This is a genomic window from Lederbergia ruris (assembly GCF_018332955.1).
Classification (GTDB): Bacteria; Bacillota; Bacilli; order Bacillales; family Bacillaceae_C; genus Lederbergia; species Lederbergia ruris.
Window position 1 is genome coordinate 13,048 of sequence record NZ_BORB01000005.1, and the last position, 15,590, is coordinate 28,637.

Sequence of the window (15,590 nt, forward strand, 5' to 3'; positions counted from 1 at the left end):
TACATAGATAGACGAGGGGAAAAACTTGAATCAAGATTATGAGAATTTTATTAGATTAATGAAATCGAAGACGGGAATTGACTTGTCTTTGTATAAGGAAGCACAAATGAAAAGAAGGCTTACCTCCCTTTTTCAAAAGAAGGGATTTCAATCTTTTCAGGAGTTCTTTAAAAATTTAGACCGGGATCAAGAACTTTTACAAGAATTTTTGGATAGGATGACAATCAATGTGACGGAGTTCTATCGGAATAGAAGTAGATGGGAAGCATTAGAAAATAAAATATTGCCCCGTTTGCTAAAGGAAAATCGCTCATTGAAAATTTGGAGTTCAGCATCTTCAACTGGTGAGGAACCCTATACAATCTCTATGATTTTATCTCGGTTTATGTCAATGCCTCAGATTTCTATCCTTGCGACAGACATAGATGAAGGAGCACTTGAAAGAGCGAGACATGGAATTTATGCAGAACGTTCTCTTGCTGAAATGCCAACTGAAGATAAAAAGAAGCATTTTGTCAAAGATGGGTCTGTTTATAAGATCAGCAATGATATAAAGAAAACAGTTCAATTTAAGAAGATGAATCTTTTGTCCGATCCTTTTGGTTCTGGCTATCATCTGATCATTTGTCGAAATGTTCTTATTTACTTTACAGAGGAAGCAAAAGATATCTTATATCAGAAATTCTCGCAAGCACTTGCTCCAGGTGGAGTGCTTTTTGTCGGTAGTACAGAACAAATCTTTAATCCAGGGCAATATGGATTAGAGGTGGAGGATACATTTTTTTACAAGAAAGTGTAAGCTCTTCGCTATACATGGGTTATTGTTTGTAAATATAGAAAAAAAGATTTTGAAAAAGAAGATTAATAAAGGAGGAGAGAAATATGTTGATCCATATTCAAACCACATCAAAGACGTATCCTGTTTTCATTGGTGAAAAGGCCCTCCAAACACTTACGGATCATTTAGAAAAGGCAGATTATACAAAGATTCTTATTATGACAGATTTCACGGTAGGTCGTTTACATTTGGGCGAATTGAAATCTTATTTATCCGGAGTGGTTGAATATTGTGTCTATAAGGTGCCTGTCGGTGAAAAAGCAAAACAGTTCTCTGTTTACGAGGAGGCCCTTACATTTGCGTTGGACAATGGTCTTGATCGAAAATCTTGTATCATTGCTTTTGGCGGAGGAGCTGTTGGGGATTTAGCGGGTTTTGTTGCAGCAACTTTTATGAGAGGGATTCGTTTCATACAAGTTCCGACAACAATATTAGCGCATGATAGTGCTGTCGGTGGAAAAACAGGAATTAATCACCCTCTCGGTAAAAATATGGTCGGAGCTTTTCATCAGCCTGAAGGTGTTTATTACTTCACCGATTTTCTAGATACACTTCCATTATCAGAAATTCGTTCGGGCTTTGCTGAAGTGGTCAAGCATGCTTTCATAGCTGACAAAGAACTTCTTGATTTTTTAATGAATTCTATTACGGACTTAACAAAAATTAGCAAGCAAGATTTAGGCTATATATTAAAGCGGGGAATCGAGATAAAGGCAAATGTTGTCCATCAGGACGAGCGAGAAAATGGGCTTCGTGCTGTTTTGAATTTTGGACATACATTAGGTCATGCAATTGAAGCTAATGCTGGTTATGGAACGGTGACACATGGTGAGGCGATTATGACAGGGTTGGTATATGCCTTATATCTCAGTGAATCTGAAACGGGTCTTGCTGTAGATATACATCGTTTTGAACAATGGCTAGGAACGTTAGGGTATCAATTGGAAATTTCGAACCAATTCGATTTTGATAAAGCAATCACTTCCATGAAAAGAGATAAAAAATCATTTGCCAACAAACCAAGATTTATATTGCTAGAAAAGATTGGCCAACCAGTTATAAAAGAAATAGCGGAAGATCAATTAAAAAAAACCTATGAGAAATTCATTTTAACAACACAATTACAAAGAAAATCATAAAAGAAAGTGTTCAAAAAAAGGTAATTGAAGTTTTCGCATGATTCCTTCCAATCAAGCATAGTTTGTGATAAGTAGCTTTTTTGTGAATCCACTCTTCACAGAAAGGAAGGAATCAATGCACTATTTTATGGAAGATGTGACTTTCTTAGTTGATAACCAAATTAAAAAAATCTCTCTACTTGTTCAAAAAAATGAAATACGCTATATTGGTTACTCACCACCAAAATTTAATGTGATGAAATTAAATGTACAAGCTTTTTTTCTTACGCCTTCATTTGTTTTTTATTCTCCAAACATTCCTAGTTTTTCCTTCGAAACATTTAAAACGTATTTTTCACGAGAATATTTGTTAAAAGGCTGTGGCTGTATATTGACTGATTTTGCAATCCAGTATCAGCATCAATTTATAGAAAAGCTAGAGAAAAAGCGATTAGAACTCTTGAATAGTCCGATTGATTATGTATTAGGTGTCAAATTAAAGGCGAATATATTGACCCAAAAAATTATTCAAATGTGTAATAGAGAGACGATCCCTGCACTATTTATAGAATTGGATAATGCTCAAGAATTAGAGGGAATTCCCTGGGGATGGATACGGGAAGCTGCTTATCCTAATAAACCACTACTCATTCCTGATGTTTCTAGTGTGGTGAAACCTTTACAACAAAGATATTTATTAAAAAAGTGGTGTGACATTCTTCAGAATGAAAAGATCAATCATCTGCCAAAACCCCTACCTATAAACAAGCCTTTAAACCTCGACATTCTTAAGAAAATCGGTTTGTATCCGAAAAAAGGAGTTTTGAAAGCGGGTGGCGAAATTAATTATAACCTTATTTTAAAACAAGAAAAACAAGAACATGATTCAGCCTGGAATGATAACAAAATCATTCCTCATATCTCTGTTAACAATGGTGAGTTTGTGATTATGAACCAAAATCCAATCTTTCGTCCTGGTTTTGGTAAGGAAATTGCGATTCATCAAACTGGACTTTTTGAATAAGTACTGATTAGAAAGGAATTTTATAGTGAATGCAGCAGAGCGAATGATTCAATACTTACAAGAAGAAAATATTGTAGAAGCTGAAAAACAATTAGAACTAGTTATTTCAAAAGGAACAGATGAGGAAAAATTATTATCAGCTGAGGAATTGGCAAGGTTTGGATACTTATCTGAATCCAAGGAATTGTATGAAAGTTTATTAACAGCCTATCCAGATGAAAGTGAACTCAAACTACGCTTAGCAGAATTAAGCATTGAAATGAATGACGATGAACAGGCTTATGCATATTTAGAGACGATAACATCAGATGACCCTGAATACGGTGCTGCACTTTTAATCGAAGCTGATTTATACCAAATGCAGGGGTTATACGAAGTAAGTGAACATAAACTTTTGCTTGCAAAAGAACTTTTGCCCCATGAATCTGTCATTGATTTTGCTTTGGGGGAGTTGTATATGACTCAAGGTCGCTTCCTAGAAGCCTCTAGATATTATTCCCTCCTTTTGGAAAAGGGAGAGCTCGAATTTGCGGGTATGAATGTTCACTCTCGCATGGCAGAAGCTTTAAGTGCGGGAGGAGCATTTGAGGAAGCTTTACCATTTTATCAAAAAGCATTGGATCGAAAAATAGAGGCAAACACACTTTTCGGCTACGGGCTTACATCTTTTCAAGCGGGACAATATCTATTGGCCATTAAAGCATTTAAACAGCTAAGGGAACTGGACCCCGATTATCATTCTCTTTATCTTTACTTAGCCAAAAGTTTCGAACACGAGGAGCAACTAGATGAAGCACTAGAGGCTGTGCAAGCGGGTATTGAACTAGATGAATTTAACAAAGATCTTATTTTTTATGCTGGAAAACTCTCATTAAAAGTTGGGGATGAGCTTCAAGCTGAGAACTATTTTAGAAATGCCCTTGCATTAGACCCTGAATTTATTGAAGCTGCTACAACTTTAAATAAACTCCTACTCCACCAAGAAAGATATGAGGATGTTCTGGAAATATCAGAACTGTTTATTCAAGGAGGTGGTGTCGAACCACAATTCCATTGGGATTCGGCTATAAGCTTTCAAGCGACGGAAAAATATAAAGAAGCATTAAAACAGTATGAACTTGCATATAATGATTTTAAAAATAATCAGGACTTCTTAAAAGATTATGGGTACTTTTTGTTAGAGGAAGGAAGAAAATCCGAAGCAGTTAGTGTGTTTAAGCGATTAGCAAAGAAAGAACCAACAAATGAGGAATGGATTTCTATTTTGGAAAGACTGAATGAAGAATAGTCTGAATCGCAGAGGAGGGATATTAAATGGAAACCCCTGTATCTGTCAACGAGAAGAAGGAATTTATCCGCTGGTTTCTAAATCGTTATCAATTAAAAAGAAGGGAGTCCGTTTGGATTCTAAATTATCTAATGAGTCATGAGCAACTTCTGCAAAAAGTTCATTTCGTTGAAGATGCACAATTTTGCCCTAGGGGGCTCGTCATGTCTACGCATTGTTCAAGAGAAGTGCCTTTTCGTTTCTATAAAGAAAACATTATGACGACAGATGCGGAAAAATCCTTTCATGATATTAGATTAAATCGTGATGAAGAAATTTATATTCAGATTAATTTTAGGGCAGCTCATTTATCTTATCAATATGCTGCTGTGTTGGAAGAAAATCCATATATACAAACAAAAGTGTTGTTATCGGAGAAGGATAAAAAGTATGCGGAGGACTTTTTGACTCAAAGTATCCTGTTGCACCAAAAAGAAAAATTACAAAAAGAAATTGATGCTGCCTTAGATCAACGAGATAAGGTCAAATTTGAACAGCTTGTTCTACAGTTAAATAACTTGCAGAATTCTAAACCTTCTCCTTAAGGGAAGGTTTTTAGTTGTTCATGTAATTTAATTTTATGGAATGGATTAGAACATCATGCCTAATCCTGTACAAGCAATTAATATGAATGATAAGATACAAACAAGAACATATTAGAAAAGAGGGTTATTTTTTGAAATGGAATGTGAAAGATATTGAACTTTTTATTCGCGAAAAAGAGTATGTGGATACGGCTCTTATTCCTGTATTGCCCGTAGAGTTTGAATCGAATATGAAGCGAGCGGCAGAGCAAGGTGAGTTTATTCAATTACTTTCTATGCATCTTGAAAGGCAGTTTAAAGGAAGATTGGTTTTATTCCCGGCGTTTACATATCTTCGCGAGCCAGAGGCTGAGTGGGATTTATTATCAAGTTGGAGAACTCGTGCAAAGGAAGGCGGTTTCGCTCACGTTTTCTTTTTAACAGCAGATAAACGTTGGAGCTCTCTTGGAGAAGAAAAATTGGGATCTTTTTTTTATGTCCCTAGCATTCCTCTTGAACATATGGAAGAAAAATATAAACATGCAGCAATGGAAGATCAATTAAAAACTTTGATTCCTAAAATGATTAAAAATTGGGGATAATAAGAAAAGCGCAAGCGCCTGTTCAGCGACGTACAAATTTAAGGTAATAAAGTTGAACGGCTAAAGACGCGCCGTCCTGGCGCAACGCCGTTCTGACCAACATCCTGTTGGCCTGAGATAAAGGAAACACAGTGAGCCACGAAAAGCGGAAGGCGGTTGTTCAGGGGCGACAAGCAAATGTTCTGGAATCTGGAAGGGCGTTCTTTCCCTTCCAGGATTCCAGGTTATTTGACCTCGAGCCCCTACCGCCTGCAGCTAGACACTGAAAAGCGAACTGATGTTGACTTATCGTAGGAAGAAGACGTAAATTTGCTAGTCGCTAGGCGCTGGAGCTGGATCCAGCATGAGCTCAAATTTATAATTTCTTATCCTTTTTTAAAATGTGACGAATTTGCCACATTGTTGACAATGTTTGCCTTCCTATATGATTGACCTCTCGCGTTTATTGATATATCATAATGATGTCCTAGTTTGAATAATGTGCATGAATTGTCCGTTGGACTTACCTTACTGACAGAGGGGGGATAAGGATGAGCAAGAATCCTGTAACAAGACGTCAATTTTTAAGCTATACGCTTACCGGAGTTGGTGGCTTCATGGCAGCCGGAATGTTAATGCCGATGCTTCGTTTTGCCATTGATCCAGTTTTGCAAGTGAAAGCATCTGGTGATTTCAAAATGACGGATAAGAAAATTGCCGATATAACGGCTGAACCAGTCCGTGTCGATTTTGAATATGATCAAGTTGATGCTTGGTATGAATCAAAAGTTACGAATTCGGCGTGGGTTTACAAGGATGATAGCGGCGAGATTGTTGCGCTTTCACCAATTTGTAAACACTTAGGCTGTACGGTTAACTGGAAAGGGAGCGATAAACATCCCGATATGTTCTATTGCCCTTGCCATGGTGGCCTCTATGAAAAGAATGGAAAGAACGTTCCAGGGACTCCACCGAGAGGACCATTGGATGCTTATCCAACACAAGAAAAAGATGGCTTTTTGATGCTGGGAACACCTATTGAAAATCCATTCGTCAAAAAATAGTAAAGGAGGCTAATATCTTGCTGAATAAAATGTACGACTGGATTGACGAGCGTATGGATATTACGCCGATATGGAGAGACATCGCAGATCATGAAGTGCCAGAGCATGTAAACCCGGCTCACCACTTTTCTGCTTTTGTTTACTGTTTTGGCGGATTGACATTTTTCATAACCGTTATACAAATTCTTTCAGGTATGTTTTTAACTATGTATTATGTACCTGATATTAAAAACGCTTGGGAATCCGTATTTTATTTGCAAAATCAAGTTGCTTTCGGACAAATTGTTCGTGGTATGCACCATTGGGGTGCTAGTTTGGTTATTGTCATGATGTTCTTACATACATTGCGCGTATTCTTCCAAGGAGCTTACAAAAAACCACGTGAGCTTAACTGGGTAGTTGGTGTGCTTATCTTTTTCGTTATGCTTGCCCTTGGCTTAACAGGTTACTTGCTTCCTTGGGATATGAAGGCATTGTTTGCGACAAAAGTAACGCTAGATATTGTTGAATCTGTTCCACTTGTGGGAATGCATTTGAAAACGTTAATTGCTGGAGACCCTACCATTGTTGGGGCGCAAACTTTAACACGTTTCTTTGCAATCCATGTATTTTTCCTACCAGCTGCACTTATCGCCTTAATGGCAGCTCACTTTATTATGATCCGGAGACAAGGTATTTCTGGACCATTGTAAAAAATATTACCAAATGCACATAAAGGAGGGGACAGAATGCATCGTGGAAAAGGAATGAAATTTGTTGGTGATTCCCGTATTTCGGCAACACGAAAGTCGAATTTACCAAAAGACTATTCCGAATATCCGGGAAAAACGGAAGCTTTCTGGCCGGACTTTCTTTTGAAAGAGTGGCTAGTCGGGGCCGTTTTCTTGATTGGATTTTTATGTTTAACTGTGGCTCATCCAAGTCCACTAGAAAGAATTGCTGATCCCACAGATACGGGATATATCCCTGTACCTGATTGGTATTTCATGTTTTTGTATCAGCTAATCAAATATACTTATACTTCAGGACCTTATAATATTTTAGGTATATTAGTCATTCCAGGACTTGCTTTTGGCGCACTTATTCTTGCTCCATTTATTGATCGTGGTCCGGAACGCCGTCCGTCTAAAAGACCTTTTGCAACTGGCTTTATGCTACTAGCTTTTGCGGCAGTTTTCTATCTTACTTGGGAAGCAGCTGCAAACCATGACTGGGCAGCAGCAAAAGCTCAAGGAGCAATCGAAGAAAAAGTAGATGTTGAAATTGACAAAGAAGCAGAAGGATATAAAGTATATGCAGACCAAAGTTGTATAAATTGTCATGGGGAAAATCTAGAGGGTGGTCCTGCTGCACCAGCGCTAGTAGATACGGGTCATTCAGTTGATGAAGTGAAAGACATTGCTCATAACGGAATTGGCACCATGCCTGCTGACCAATTCGATGGTTCAGACGAGGATCTCGATAAGCTTGCTGACTTTATTGCAAACTTGAAAAGTGAAGAAGAATAAGTAATTCGTTAAAGCCGGCTAGGTAGCCGGCTTTCTTTCTGTTACACTAAACATTCGGAGGAATATCGCTAGTGAGCTTTTTATATCTTATTTTAAGAAACCGCTTATTTTTATGGATGTTATTGATTATTAATATTTTGGGAACAGTTTATGGTTATATTTGGTATGGATATCAATTGTCTGAAACGCCTACTATTTTTATTCCATTTGTTCCAGATAGTCCAACTGCAAGTCTATTCTTTGTTTTTGTTTTATTTGCCTTTCTTTTAAAAAGAAATTGGCCATTCTTTGAAGCTCTTGCCTTAATTACCCTTGTTAAATATGGAGTTTGGGCTGTAGTTATGAATATTTTGACCTTAAAAGTTACAGGGAATCTTCCCTGGGAAGGGTATATGCTGATTATTTCACATGGGGCGATGGCTGTTCAAGGATTACTGTACGGTGTGTTTTATAAAATGAAATGGTGGCATATAGCCATTGCTGCCATTTGGACCTTGCATAATGATGTGATTGATTACGTGTACATGCAGTACCCAAACTATCCTGGGTTAGAGGGATATATTAGCCATATTGGTTATTTTACGTTCTGGTTAAGTATTCTTACCATCGCCATCGCATGTTACTTCGCTCGTCGATATCAACAAAATCGAACGCTTACTATTTATTAAATTTCATTCCTATAAAGGTCTATTCTTGTCCTTTTTATCATACAGTTAACAGTAGTATGAGGAGGGACAAGGTATGAAATTTAGAGTTATTATCCTTCTGTTCGTTTGCACAATCTTTTTTAGCCACTCCGTAATGGCGAAACCGCAATCGACAATGACAGAACTGAATCATTTAGCCGATGAGGCATTACAATTAACAAAATTTGGCCGATTCGAGGAAGCGAAGAATCTATTAGAGCAATTTGGAGAGATTTTTGCGAAGCAAGGTCCTTCATCGAACAAATTAACCATGGATGAATTACGTGTAGTCACGGCTGTTCATCATGAGGCATTAAAAGCATTAACGAGCGTTACTTTAAGTCATGAAGATAGAGTCAAACAGGTAACAGCATTTCGCTTGGCGACAGATGCGATCACCTCTCAATATCAACCATTATGGTTTGGTATGGAAGATACCATTATGGATTCTTTCCAAAATGTAAAGAATGCCGCCTTGGAAGGGGATACAGTTTTATATAACGAAGAATTAAATGATTTTCTGACAAAATACGCTATGATCCAGCCGAGTTTGAAAATTGATCTGTCTGTTGAGAAAGTCCAAAAAGTAGATTCTAAAATCACCTACATCGATCGATATCGTTCTTCCTTTGCAGAACAGACCTGGTTAAAAGAATTAGACCAAATTGAAAAAGAACTTAAAAGCCTTTTTTCTGGAGCTCAAAAAGATGATACAGATCCCTCGATTTGGTGGGTCATCATGATGACAGGGGGAATTATTGTCACGACTTTATCTTATGTAAGTTGGAGACAATATAGAGGAGAAAAAAAGTTCAAGAAAAGTTCAAAAAAACGTAAGATCTAAATGATTGACCATTCTTGTCCTTTAGAATAAAATAGAGATAATCTCAACTTGATATGGAGGATATAAATGGGACTAGGACCGTATCTAATTTATTTGGTTATTATTATGTTAATACCGATTTGGGCGCAAATGAGAGTGAAGAGTACCTATTCTCGCTTTTCAAAAGTTCCAACATCTGCAGGGATGAGTGGAGGAGAAGTAGCTAGAAGGATTTTGGATGCCAATGGGCTTTCAAACGTAGCTGTTGTAGAAACCAAAGGTGTTTTAAGTGATCATTATAATCCGATGACAAAAACCGTTCATCTTTCTTCAGAAAACTACCGTAAGCATTCTGTTGCTGGTGCTGCTATCGCCGCTCATGAAGTTGGACATGCTATCCAAGATAAAGAGGGCTATGCGGCATTACGCTTCCGACATGCTTTAGTACCACTGGTAAATATTAGCTCCAACATGGCATGGGTATTTATTCTAATCGGTTTATTTTTTACCACGCTTTCTAAGTTAATGCTTGTAGGGATCATTCTGATGGCAGTAGGAGTCTTATTCCAAATTGTGACTTTGCCTGTTGAATTCAATGCCTCTTCAAGAGCAATGAACCAAATTGTGACTCTAGGGCTAATTAGTAATGAGGAGGAACGCGATGCAAGGAAGGTTCTAAGTGCTGCTGCTATGACTTATGTAGCTGCGACGGCTGTTGCAGTCCTTGAACTATTGCGGATGATCCTCATTTATACAAGTAGTTCTAGAGACTAGTTACTCTATTTAACCCGGAGATTCCGGGTTTTTTCTTTGTGATCTAATAAATATAGATACTGGTGTCTTGCGCTTTTTGTGTTTTTTGTTAAAATACTTTAAATAAGATTACAGTTAGAGGGGTACTAAATGCTAAAAGACTATCGAAAAACATTAGAAGAATATCGTCAAAATAATTTAGATCGGGCAAGACTACTTATTAAGTGTCCAGACCAGCCAGGGATTGTTGCAGCTGTTTCAACATTCTTACAAAACCATGGTGCAAACATTCTTGAATCTAACCAATATTCCGAAGATCCTTTAGGGGGAACCTTTTTTATCCGCATGGAATTTGCTTGCCCAGGATTAACAGAGAAAAAAGCAAGGATAGAAGCAGAGTTTGCTGAGATTGGTTCTCGTTTTAATATGAAATATGAATTTCGTTATGTAAGTTCTCTCAAAAAGACCGCCATTTTTGTATCGAAGGAACCACATTGCTTAAGGGAGTTATTGTGGGAATGGCAAAACGGCGATTTAATGATGGAGATCTCCTGTATCATTAGTAATTATGAGGATTCACGAGAATTGGCCGAGTCACTTGGGATTCCTTTTTATTATATTCCGGCGAATAAGGAAATTCGAAATGAAGTTGAAGAAAAACAGTTAAAGATTTTAGAGGAGCATGGAATAGAGTTAATTATCTTAGCAAGATATATGCAAATTTTAACTCCCAATTTTGTTTCCCATTATCCAAAACAAATCATTAATATCCATCATTCATTTTTACCTGCATTTATTGGTGCGAGACCGTATGAAAGAGCTTTTGCCCGTGGAGTTAAATTAATCGGTGCAACTTCGCATTATGTAACAAATGATCTAGATGAGGGCCCGATAATTGAGCAGGGAGTAGAACGAGTTAATCACCGTGATCAAGTACAAGAATTAAAGAAAATCGGAAAAAATATCGAAAGAAGTGTACTAGCCCGTGCGGTAAAATGGCATTTGCAGGACCGTGTGATTGTAACAGGTAATAAAACGATTGTGTTTGATTAATAAATTTGAAAAAACCTTCCCATAGCGGGATAGGTTTTTTCCGTGTCTAGGGGGTTAAGAAGGATGCTCTTATCAGATTTTGCGGGTTATACATCGAGCGGCCTTTTATTCTCATCCAAAGTAAAGCCTTCTCCCATCACATCATGAACTGTTGTGACAGAAACAAAAGCGATGGGGTCAACAGCATTGACGATCTTTTTCAAATGGACGATTTCGTTACGGGCAACAACACAATAGAGAATTTCTTTCTCATGCTTTGTAAATGATCCGTATCCTTTTAGAACGGTTACCCCACGTCCCATTCGTATTAAAATCTCACTGGCAATTTTATCATGTTGATTCTCAGATATTATGAATACACCTTTTGCCGCATAGGAACCTTCTTGAATAAAATCAATTACTTTTGCTGCTACAAAAACGGCTACAAGGGTATACATTGCTTGAATATGATTTAAATACGTTAATAACGATACGGTAATCACAATCGCATCAAACATGAACATGGTTTTTCCCATACTATAACCTTTATATTTCAGAAATAGTCGAGCGATAATATCGACACCACCGGTCGTTCCACCGTATCGAAAGATTATCCCTAAGCCAATCCCAATAAAAACACCAGCAAATAAAGCAGCTAAAAACATATCATTGTTTAAAGGAATAGCAAAATGGAATCTTTGAAAAATAAATAAAAAAACAGAAACAGCAACTGTACCAAGAACCGTATAAATGAATGTTCTCGGTCCAAGTAGCTTCCACCCAATAAGGAATATTGGAATATTCAATACAAGGTTGGAGATAGATGGATCGATACCAAAGACAAAATACAGCAAAAGAGTGATTCCAGTAAATCCCCCCTCCGCTAAATTATTTTGCATATTGAAATGAACAAGTCCAAATGAGAAGATTGCTGCGCCGACCAAAATAAACAGCACGTTTTTAAATTTTACTCCAAACACGATTTTTGCCTCCAAACATCAAATTGAAGTCTATATGCTTATAGTATGTAAAACAGTTTATTATAACCACTCTGCCCTTAGTATAGCAAACAGGATCACATATAACCTTACGCAAGCGGTAATATTTGTATATAAAAAAAGAATTCGATAATATAAAGTGAAGCATCCTAAATTGTTTTACTTAATCCATACCCTTTGTCTGCTTCCATAACCATAAATAGAAACGCTCAGGCTTAAATAGTGATCATTGTTGGAAAGGTTGATACATATGCATAATCAAAAGACAATACAAGAGCTACAAAAAGAGGTAGATGATTATATCAGCCAATTTAAAGAAGGATATTTTAGTCCACTAGCTTTAACAGCTCGATTAACGGAAGAGTTAGGTGAACTAGCCCGCGAGATTAATCATTATTATGGTGAAAAGCCAAAGAAGTCTTCGGAAGAAGAAAAAACAGTAGAGGAAGAATTAGGAGATGTATTATTTGTTTTGATATGCATGGCTAATTCGTTAGAGATTGATTTGCAAACCGCTCACGATCGAGTGATGAATAAGTTTAATACAAGAGATAAAGATAGATGGACAAAAAAAGAGGGGGAAATACAATGACTGATGTAATTAAGATTGTCGTGGCAGGACCACGGGGAAGAATGGGAAGAGAAGCAGTCAAACTTGTAGAAGATACAGAAAACTTCCAATTAGTAGCAGTAATCGATCATAAACATAATGGAATGAAGTTAGCGGATATTTTAGAAACATCAAAATCCCAGGTAATGGTATACACAGATATAGAAGAATGCTTGCAAAATGAGCAAGCTGATGTGCTCATTGATTTAACGACACCTGAAACTGGCTATTTACATACAAAAACGGCTTTAACCTATGGTGTTAGACCTGTTGTCGGTACAACTGGATTTTCCCAAGAAGAATTAATAGAGCTGAAAAGCTTAGCAGAAGCAAAAGGACTAGGCTGTATCATTGCTCCTAATTTCGCTATTGGAGCCATTTTAATGATGAAATTTTCACAAATGGCGTCGAAATACTTTCCAGATGTTGAAATTATGGAAATGCATCATGATCAGAAATTAGATGCGCCTTCGGGAACTGCGGTAAAAACGGCAGAAATGATCAAAGAAAATCGCCCATCTCATCGCCAAGGGCATGAAGATGAAAAAGAAACAATCGAAGGGGCAAGAGGTGCGAACTACGATGGAATGCGAATTCATAGTGTTCGTCTTCCAGGCCTTGTTGCTCATCAACAGGTGTTATTTGGGGCGGAAGGACAAACCCTTACTCTACGTCATGATTCTTATAATCGTGCTTCGTTTATGTCAGGTGTAAAAGTTTCTGTCGAAACGATTATGTCTTTGGATTCTTTAGTCTATGGTTTAGAGCATATTCTTGTATAGATATAAAAAAGCAATTTTTGCAATACGAGAAGAAAAGCAAGATCTTTTTTTCTTATAGTGGGGGTAATAATATGAATGAACAAGGTATAGATGTCCTTGCTTTTGGAGCCCATGCAGACGATGTCGAGATCGGGATGGGTGGGTCCCTGGCAAAATGGGCAAATGAGAAAAAAGAAATTGTTATATGTGATTTGACGGAAGCTGAGCTTTCATCAAATGGCGATGTGGTCACTAGAAGAGAAGAAGCCGAAAAAGCGGCTAATACGCTTGGTGTGAAGGAAAGATTGAATCTTCGCTTTCCGGACCGTGGGTTGAGCATAGCAGATAAATATATTCGAGAAATGGTACGGGTGATTCGCGAATATAAACCTAAGATTATTTTTGCACCATACTATAAAGACCGGCATCCTGACCATGAACATTGTTCGCAACTGGTGACCGAGGCTTTTTTTTCGGCGGGCATTAGAAAATATACGGTGACAGGTGAAGCAAAGGCTCATAAACCTGCTTTTTTATATCACTATATGATTAACGGTTTTACAACACCAACTTTCATGGTGGATATTACAAACCATGTAGAGCAAAAGGTACAAGCTCTTCAAGCATATCAGTCACAGTTTTTTATGCCACAAAATGGTGTACAAACACCTTTAACAGAAGGATATATTGAAACGGTAACAGCAAGAGAAAAATTATTCGGAAAAGAAGTGGGTGTTCCTTTTGCGGAGGGATTTGTAGCCAATAAACCACTATTATTACACAATGATGTATTCGGTGAGAAATCATGAAGATTGGTATTACTTGTTATCCAACTGTTGGTGGTTCTGGTGTGATTGCGACGGAACTAGGGCAATTATTAGCTGAAAGAGGACATGAGATTCATTTTATTACTTCTAACGTACCGTTTCGTTTAAATGTTTTACATCCTAATATATTTTTTCATCAAGTATCGGTCAATCAATATTCTGTATTTCAATACGCTCCATATGATATTGCTTTGGCGAGTAAAATGGCTGAGGTGATAAGAAGAGAAAAGCTTGATCTTCTGCATGTTCACTATGCTATTCCTCATGCAGTTTGTGCAATCTTAGCAAAACAAATGGTAGATCGGGACGTTAAAATTGTGACAACTTTACATGGTACGGATATTTCTGTGCTCGGATATGATCCTACTTTGGTTGAAGCGATTAAATTTGGAATAGAGAAATCGGATGCTGTGACAGCAGTGTCTCAAGCCTTAAAGATGCATACAAATGACCTAATCCATCCTGATAAAGAAATAGGTGTTATTCATAATTTCATTGATGAGCGAGTTTATCATAAAGTGAATGCAGAAAGATTAAAAGAAGCTTACGGCATTCTTCCAGATGAAAAGGTGTTAATCCATGTTTCTAATTTTCGACCGGTCAAAAGAGTCGATGATGTCGTATCAGCATTTGCTAAAGTTGCCCAAGAAACGCCAGCTAAGCTATTGCTAATCGGGGATGGACCGGAAAAATCAACATTATGTCGTTTAACTAAAGAGTTGGATATTGAGGACAAGGTATTATTTTTAGGAAAGCAAGACCATTTAGAAGAATTATATTCGATTAGCGACCTCATGCTACTTTTATCGGAAAAAGAAAGTTTTGGATTAGTGGCATTAGAAGCAATGGCCTGCGGTGTACCGTGTATTGGAACGAATACCGGTGGAATACCTGAGGTGATCATGGATGGTTTTAATGGTTTTGTATGCGAGATTGGAGACTTAGATGCGATCGCTGAAAAAGCGATTTTAATCCTGAAGAACCCGACTTTGTACAATCAATTTTCCGAAAATGCGATCGTTACCCCTGAAAAATATTTCCCTTCTCATATGATTGTGGAACAATATGAGCAGTTATATGAATCTCTGATCCAAAAGGTAGAATAAGGATGTTCAA

At 37.4% G+C, this 15,590-nt stretch carries 18 protein-coding genes; 17 read left to right on the top strand and 1 reads right to left on the bottom strand.

The window, feature by feature from the left end:
- Positions 1–25: 25 nt before the first annotated feature.
- From KI363_RS04055 to purU, 13 genes are all read left to right on the top strand, one after another.
- Positions 26–799, top strand: a complete 774-nt coding sequence (locus KI363_RS04055) for a CheR family methyltransferase (RefSeq protein ID WP_212965579.1) — start codon at positions 26–28, stop codon at positions 797–799.
- Positions 800–882: 83 nt separating this feature from the next.
- Complete coding sequence (aroB, locus tag KI363_RS04060; protein ID WP_212965580.1) at positions 883–1,977, top strand: 3-dehydroquinate synthase; 1,095 nt, start codon at positions 883–885, stop codon at positions 1,975–1,977.
- 115 nt (positions 1,978–2,092) lie between these two features.
- Positions 2,093–2,980, top strand: a complete 888-nt coding sequence (locus KI363_RS04065; RefSeq protein ID WP_212965581.1) for a hypothetical protein — start codon at positions 2,093–2,095, stop codon at positions 2,978–2,980.
- 25 nt (positions 2,981–3,005) lie between these two features.
- On the top strand, positions 3,006–4,268 hold the full coding sequence (locus KI363_RS04070) for a tetratricopeptide repeat protein (protein ID WP_212965582.1): 1,263 nt from the start codon (positions 3,006–3,008) through the stop codon (positions 4,266–4,268).
- Between the two features lie 26 nt (positions 4,269–4,294).
- On the top strand, positions 4,295–4,852 hold the full coding sequence (locus KI363_RS04075; protein ID WP_158322318.1) for a ReoY family proteolytic degradation factor: 558 nt from the start codon (positions 4,295–4,297) through the stop codon (positions 4,850–4,852).
- Positions 4,853–4,983: 131 nt separating this feature from the next.
- The gene (locus tag KI363_RS04080; protein ID WP_158322319.1) at positions 4,984–5,433 is read left to right on the top strand and encodes a YpiF family protein; all 450 of its coding nucleotides are present in this window, start codon (positions 4,984–4,986) and stop codon (positions 5,431–5,433) included.
- A gap of 530 nt (positions 5,434–5,963) precedes the next feature.
- Complete coding sequence (locus tag KI363_RS04085) at positions 5,964–6,476, top strand: QcrA and Rieske domain-containing protein (RefSeq protein ID WP_158322320.1); 513 nt, start codon at positions 5,964–5,966, stop codon at positions 6,474–6,476.
- 17 nt (positions 6,477–6,493) lie between these two features.
- Positions 6,494–7,168, top strand: a complete 675-nt coding sequence (qcrB, locus tag KI363_RS04090; RefSeq protein WP_158322321.1) for a menaquinol-cytochrome c reductase cytochrome b subunit — start codon at positions 6,494–6,496, stop codon at positions 7,166–7,168.
- Between the two features lie 36 nt (positions 7,169–7,204).
- Complete coding sequence (locus tag KI363_RS04095) at positions 7,205–7,984, top strand: menaquinol-cytochrome c reductase cytochrome b/c subunit (RefSeq protein WP_158322322.1); 780 nt, start codon at positions 7,205–7,207, stop codon at positions 7,982–7,984.
- Positions 7,985–8,055: 71 nt separating this feature from the next.
- Entirely contained in the window at positions 8,056–8,652 is a 597-nt protein-coding gene (lhaT, locus tag KI363_RS04100) for a lipoprotein heptaprenylglyceryl N-acetyltransferase LhaT (protein WP_246516748.1), read from the top strand.
- A 73-nt stretch (positions 8,653–8,725) separates the two neighbouring features.
- The gene (gene ypjB, locus KI363_RS04105) at positions 8,726–9,514 is read left to right on the top strand and encodes a sporulation protein YpjB (RefSeq protein WP_212965583.1); all 789 of its coding nucleotides are present in this window, start codon (positions 8,726–8,728) and stop codon (positions 9,512–9,514) included.
- A gap of 66 nt (positions 9,515–9,580) precedes the next feature.
- Positions 9,581–10,267, top strand: a complete 687-nt coding sequence (locus KI363_RS04110; RefSeq protein WP_212965584.1) for a zinc metallopeptidase — start codon at positions 9,581–9,583, stop codon at positions 10,265–10,267.
- Positions 10,268–10,396: 129 nt separating this feature from the next.
- Positions 10,397–11,299 (top strand): formyltetrahydrofolate deformylase, encoded by a 903-nt coding sequence (purU, locus tag KI363_RS04115; protein WP_212965585.1) that lies wholly within the window; start codon positions 10,397–10,399, stop codon positions 11,297–11,299.
- 86 nt (positions 11,300–11,385) lie between these two features.
- Here purU and KI363_RS04120 read toward each other — a convergent pair whose 3' ends face one another.
- Positions 11,386–12,261, bottom strand: coding sequence for a YitT family protein (locus tag KI363_RS04120; protein ID WP_158322373.1), 876 nt, complete (start codon positions 12,259–12,261; stop codon positions 11,386–11,388).
- Between the two features lie 265 nt (positions 12,262–12,526).
- On the opposite strand from KI363_RS04120, the gene KI363_RS04125 reads away from it, so the two are divergent.
- The 4 genes from KI363_RS04125 to bshA all read left to right on the top strand — a co-directional run bounded on the left by KI363_RS04125 (position 12,527) and on the right by bshA (position 15,580).
- Positions 12,527–12,868 carry a nucleotide pyrophosphohydrolase gene (locus KI363_RS04125; RefSeq protein ID WP_158322326.1) on the top strand — a complete coding sequence of 114 codons (342 nt, stop codon included), beginning with the start codon at positions 12,527–12,529 and terminating at the stop codon, positions 12,866–12,868.
- A complete protein-coding gene (gene dapB, locus KI363_RS04130; RefSeq protein WP_212965586.1) occupies positions 12,865–13,668 on the top strand; it encodes a 4-hydroxy-tetrahydrodipicolinate reductase in 804 nt (267 codons plus the stop codon). The genes KI363_RS04125 and dapB overlap by 4 nt, the downstream gene beginning before the upstream one ends.
- A 71-nt stretch (positions 13,669–13,739) precedes the next feature.
- Positions 13,740–14,456 (top strand): bacillithiol biosynthesis deacetylase BshB1, encoded by a 717-nt coding sequence (gene bshB1 / locus KI363_RS04135; protein ID WP_212965587.1) that lies wholly within the window; start codon positions 13,740–13,742, stop codon positions 14,454–14,456.
- Positions 14,453–15,580, top strand: a complete 1,128-nt coding sequence (bshA, locus tag KI363_RS04140) for an N-acetyl-alpha-D-glucosaminyl L-malate synthase BshA (RefSeq protein ID WP_212965588.1) — start codon at positions 14,453–14,455, stop codon at positions 15,578–15,580. Before bshB1 ends, bshA begins: the two co-directional genes overlap by 4 nt.
- The last annotated feature ends 10 nt before the right edge of the window (positions 15,581–15,590 follow it).

Bases quoted from the DNA above. Each gene is read 5' to 3' on its own strand.
- aroB (WP_212965580.1), top strand. From the start codon at position 883: ATGTTGATCCATATTCAAACCACATCAAAGACGTATCCTGTTTTCATT.
- KI363_RS04065 (WP_212965581.1), top strand. From the start codon at position 2,093: ATGCACTATTTTATGGAAGATGTGACTTTCTTAGTTGATAACCAAATT.
- KI363_RS04075 (WP_158322318.1), top strand. From the start codon at position 4,295: ATGGAAACCCCTGTATCTGTCAACGAGAAGAAGGAATTTATCCGCTGG.
- KI363_RS04085 (WP_158322320.1), top strand. From the start codon at position 5,964: ATGAGCAAGAATCCTGTAACAAGACGTCAATTTTTAAGCTATACGCTT.
- KI363_RS04095 (WP_158322322.1), top strand. From the start codon at position 7,205: ATGCATCGTGGAAAAGGAATGAAATTTGTTGGTGATTCCCGTATTTCG.
- ypjB (WP_212965583.1), top strand. From the start codon at position 8,726: ATGAAATTTAGAGTTATTATCCTTCTGTTCGTTTGCACAATCTTTTTT.
- KI363_RS04110 (WP_212965584.1), top strand. From the start codon at position 9,581: ATGGGACTAGGACCGTATCTAATTTATTTGGTTATTATTATGTTAATA.
- purU (WP_212965585.1), top strand. From the start codon at position 10,397: ATGCTAAAAGACTATCGAAAAACATTAGAAGAATATCGTCAAAATAAT.
- KI363_RS04125 (WP_158322326.1), top strand. From the start codon at position 12,527: ATGCATAATCAAAAGACAATACAAGAGCTACAAAAAGAGGTAGATGAT.
- dapB (WP_212965586.1), top strand. From the start codon at position 12,865: ATGACTGATGTAATTAAGATTGTCGTGGCAGGACCACGGGGAAGAATG.
- bshB1 (WP_212965587.1), top strand. From the start codon at position 13,740: ATGAATGAACAAGGTATAGATGTCCTTGCTTTTGGAGCCCATGCAGAC.
- bshA (WP_212965588.1), top strand. From the start codon at position 14,453: ATGAAGATTGGTATTACTTGTTATCCAACTGTTGGTGGTTCTGGTGTG.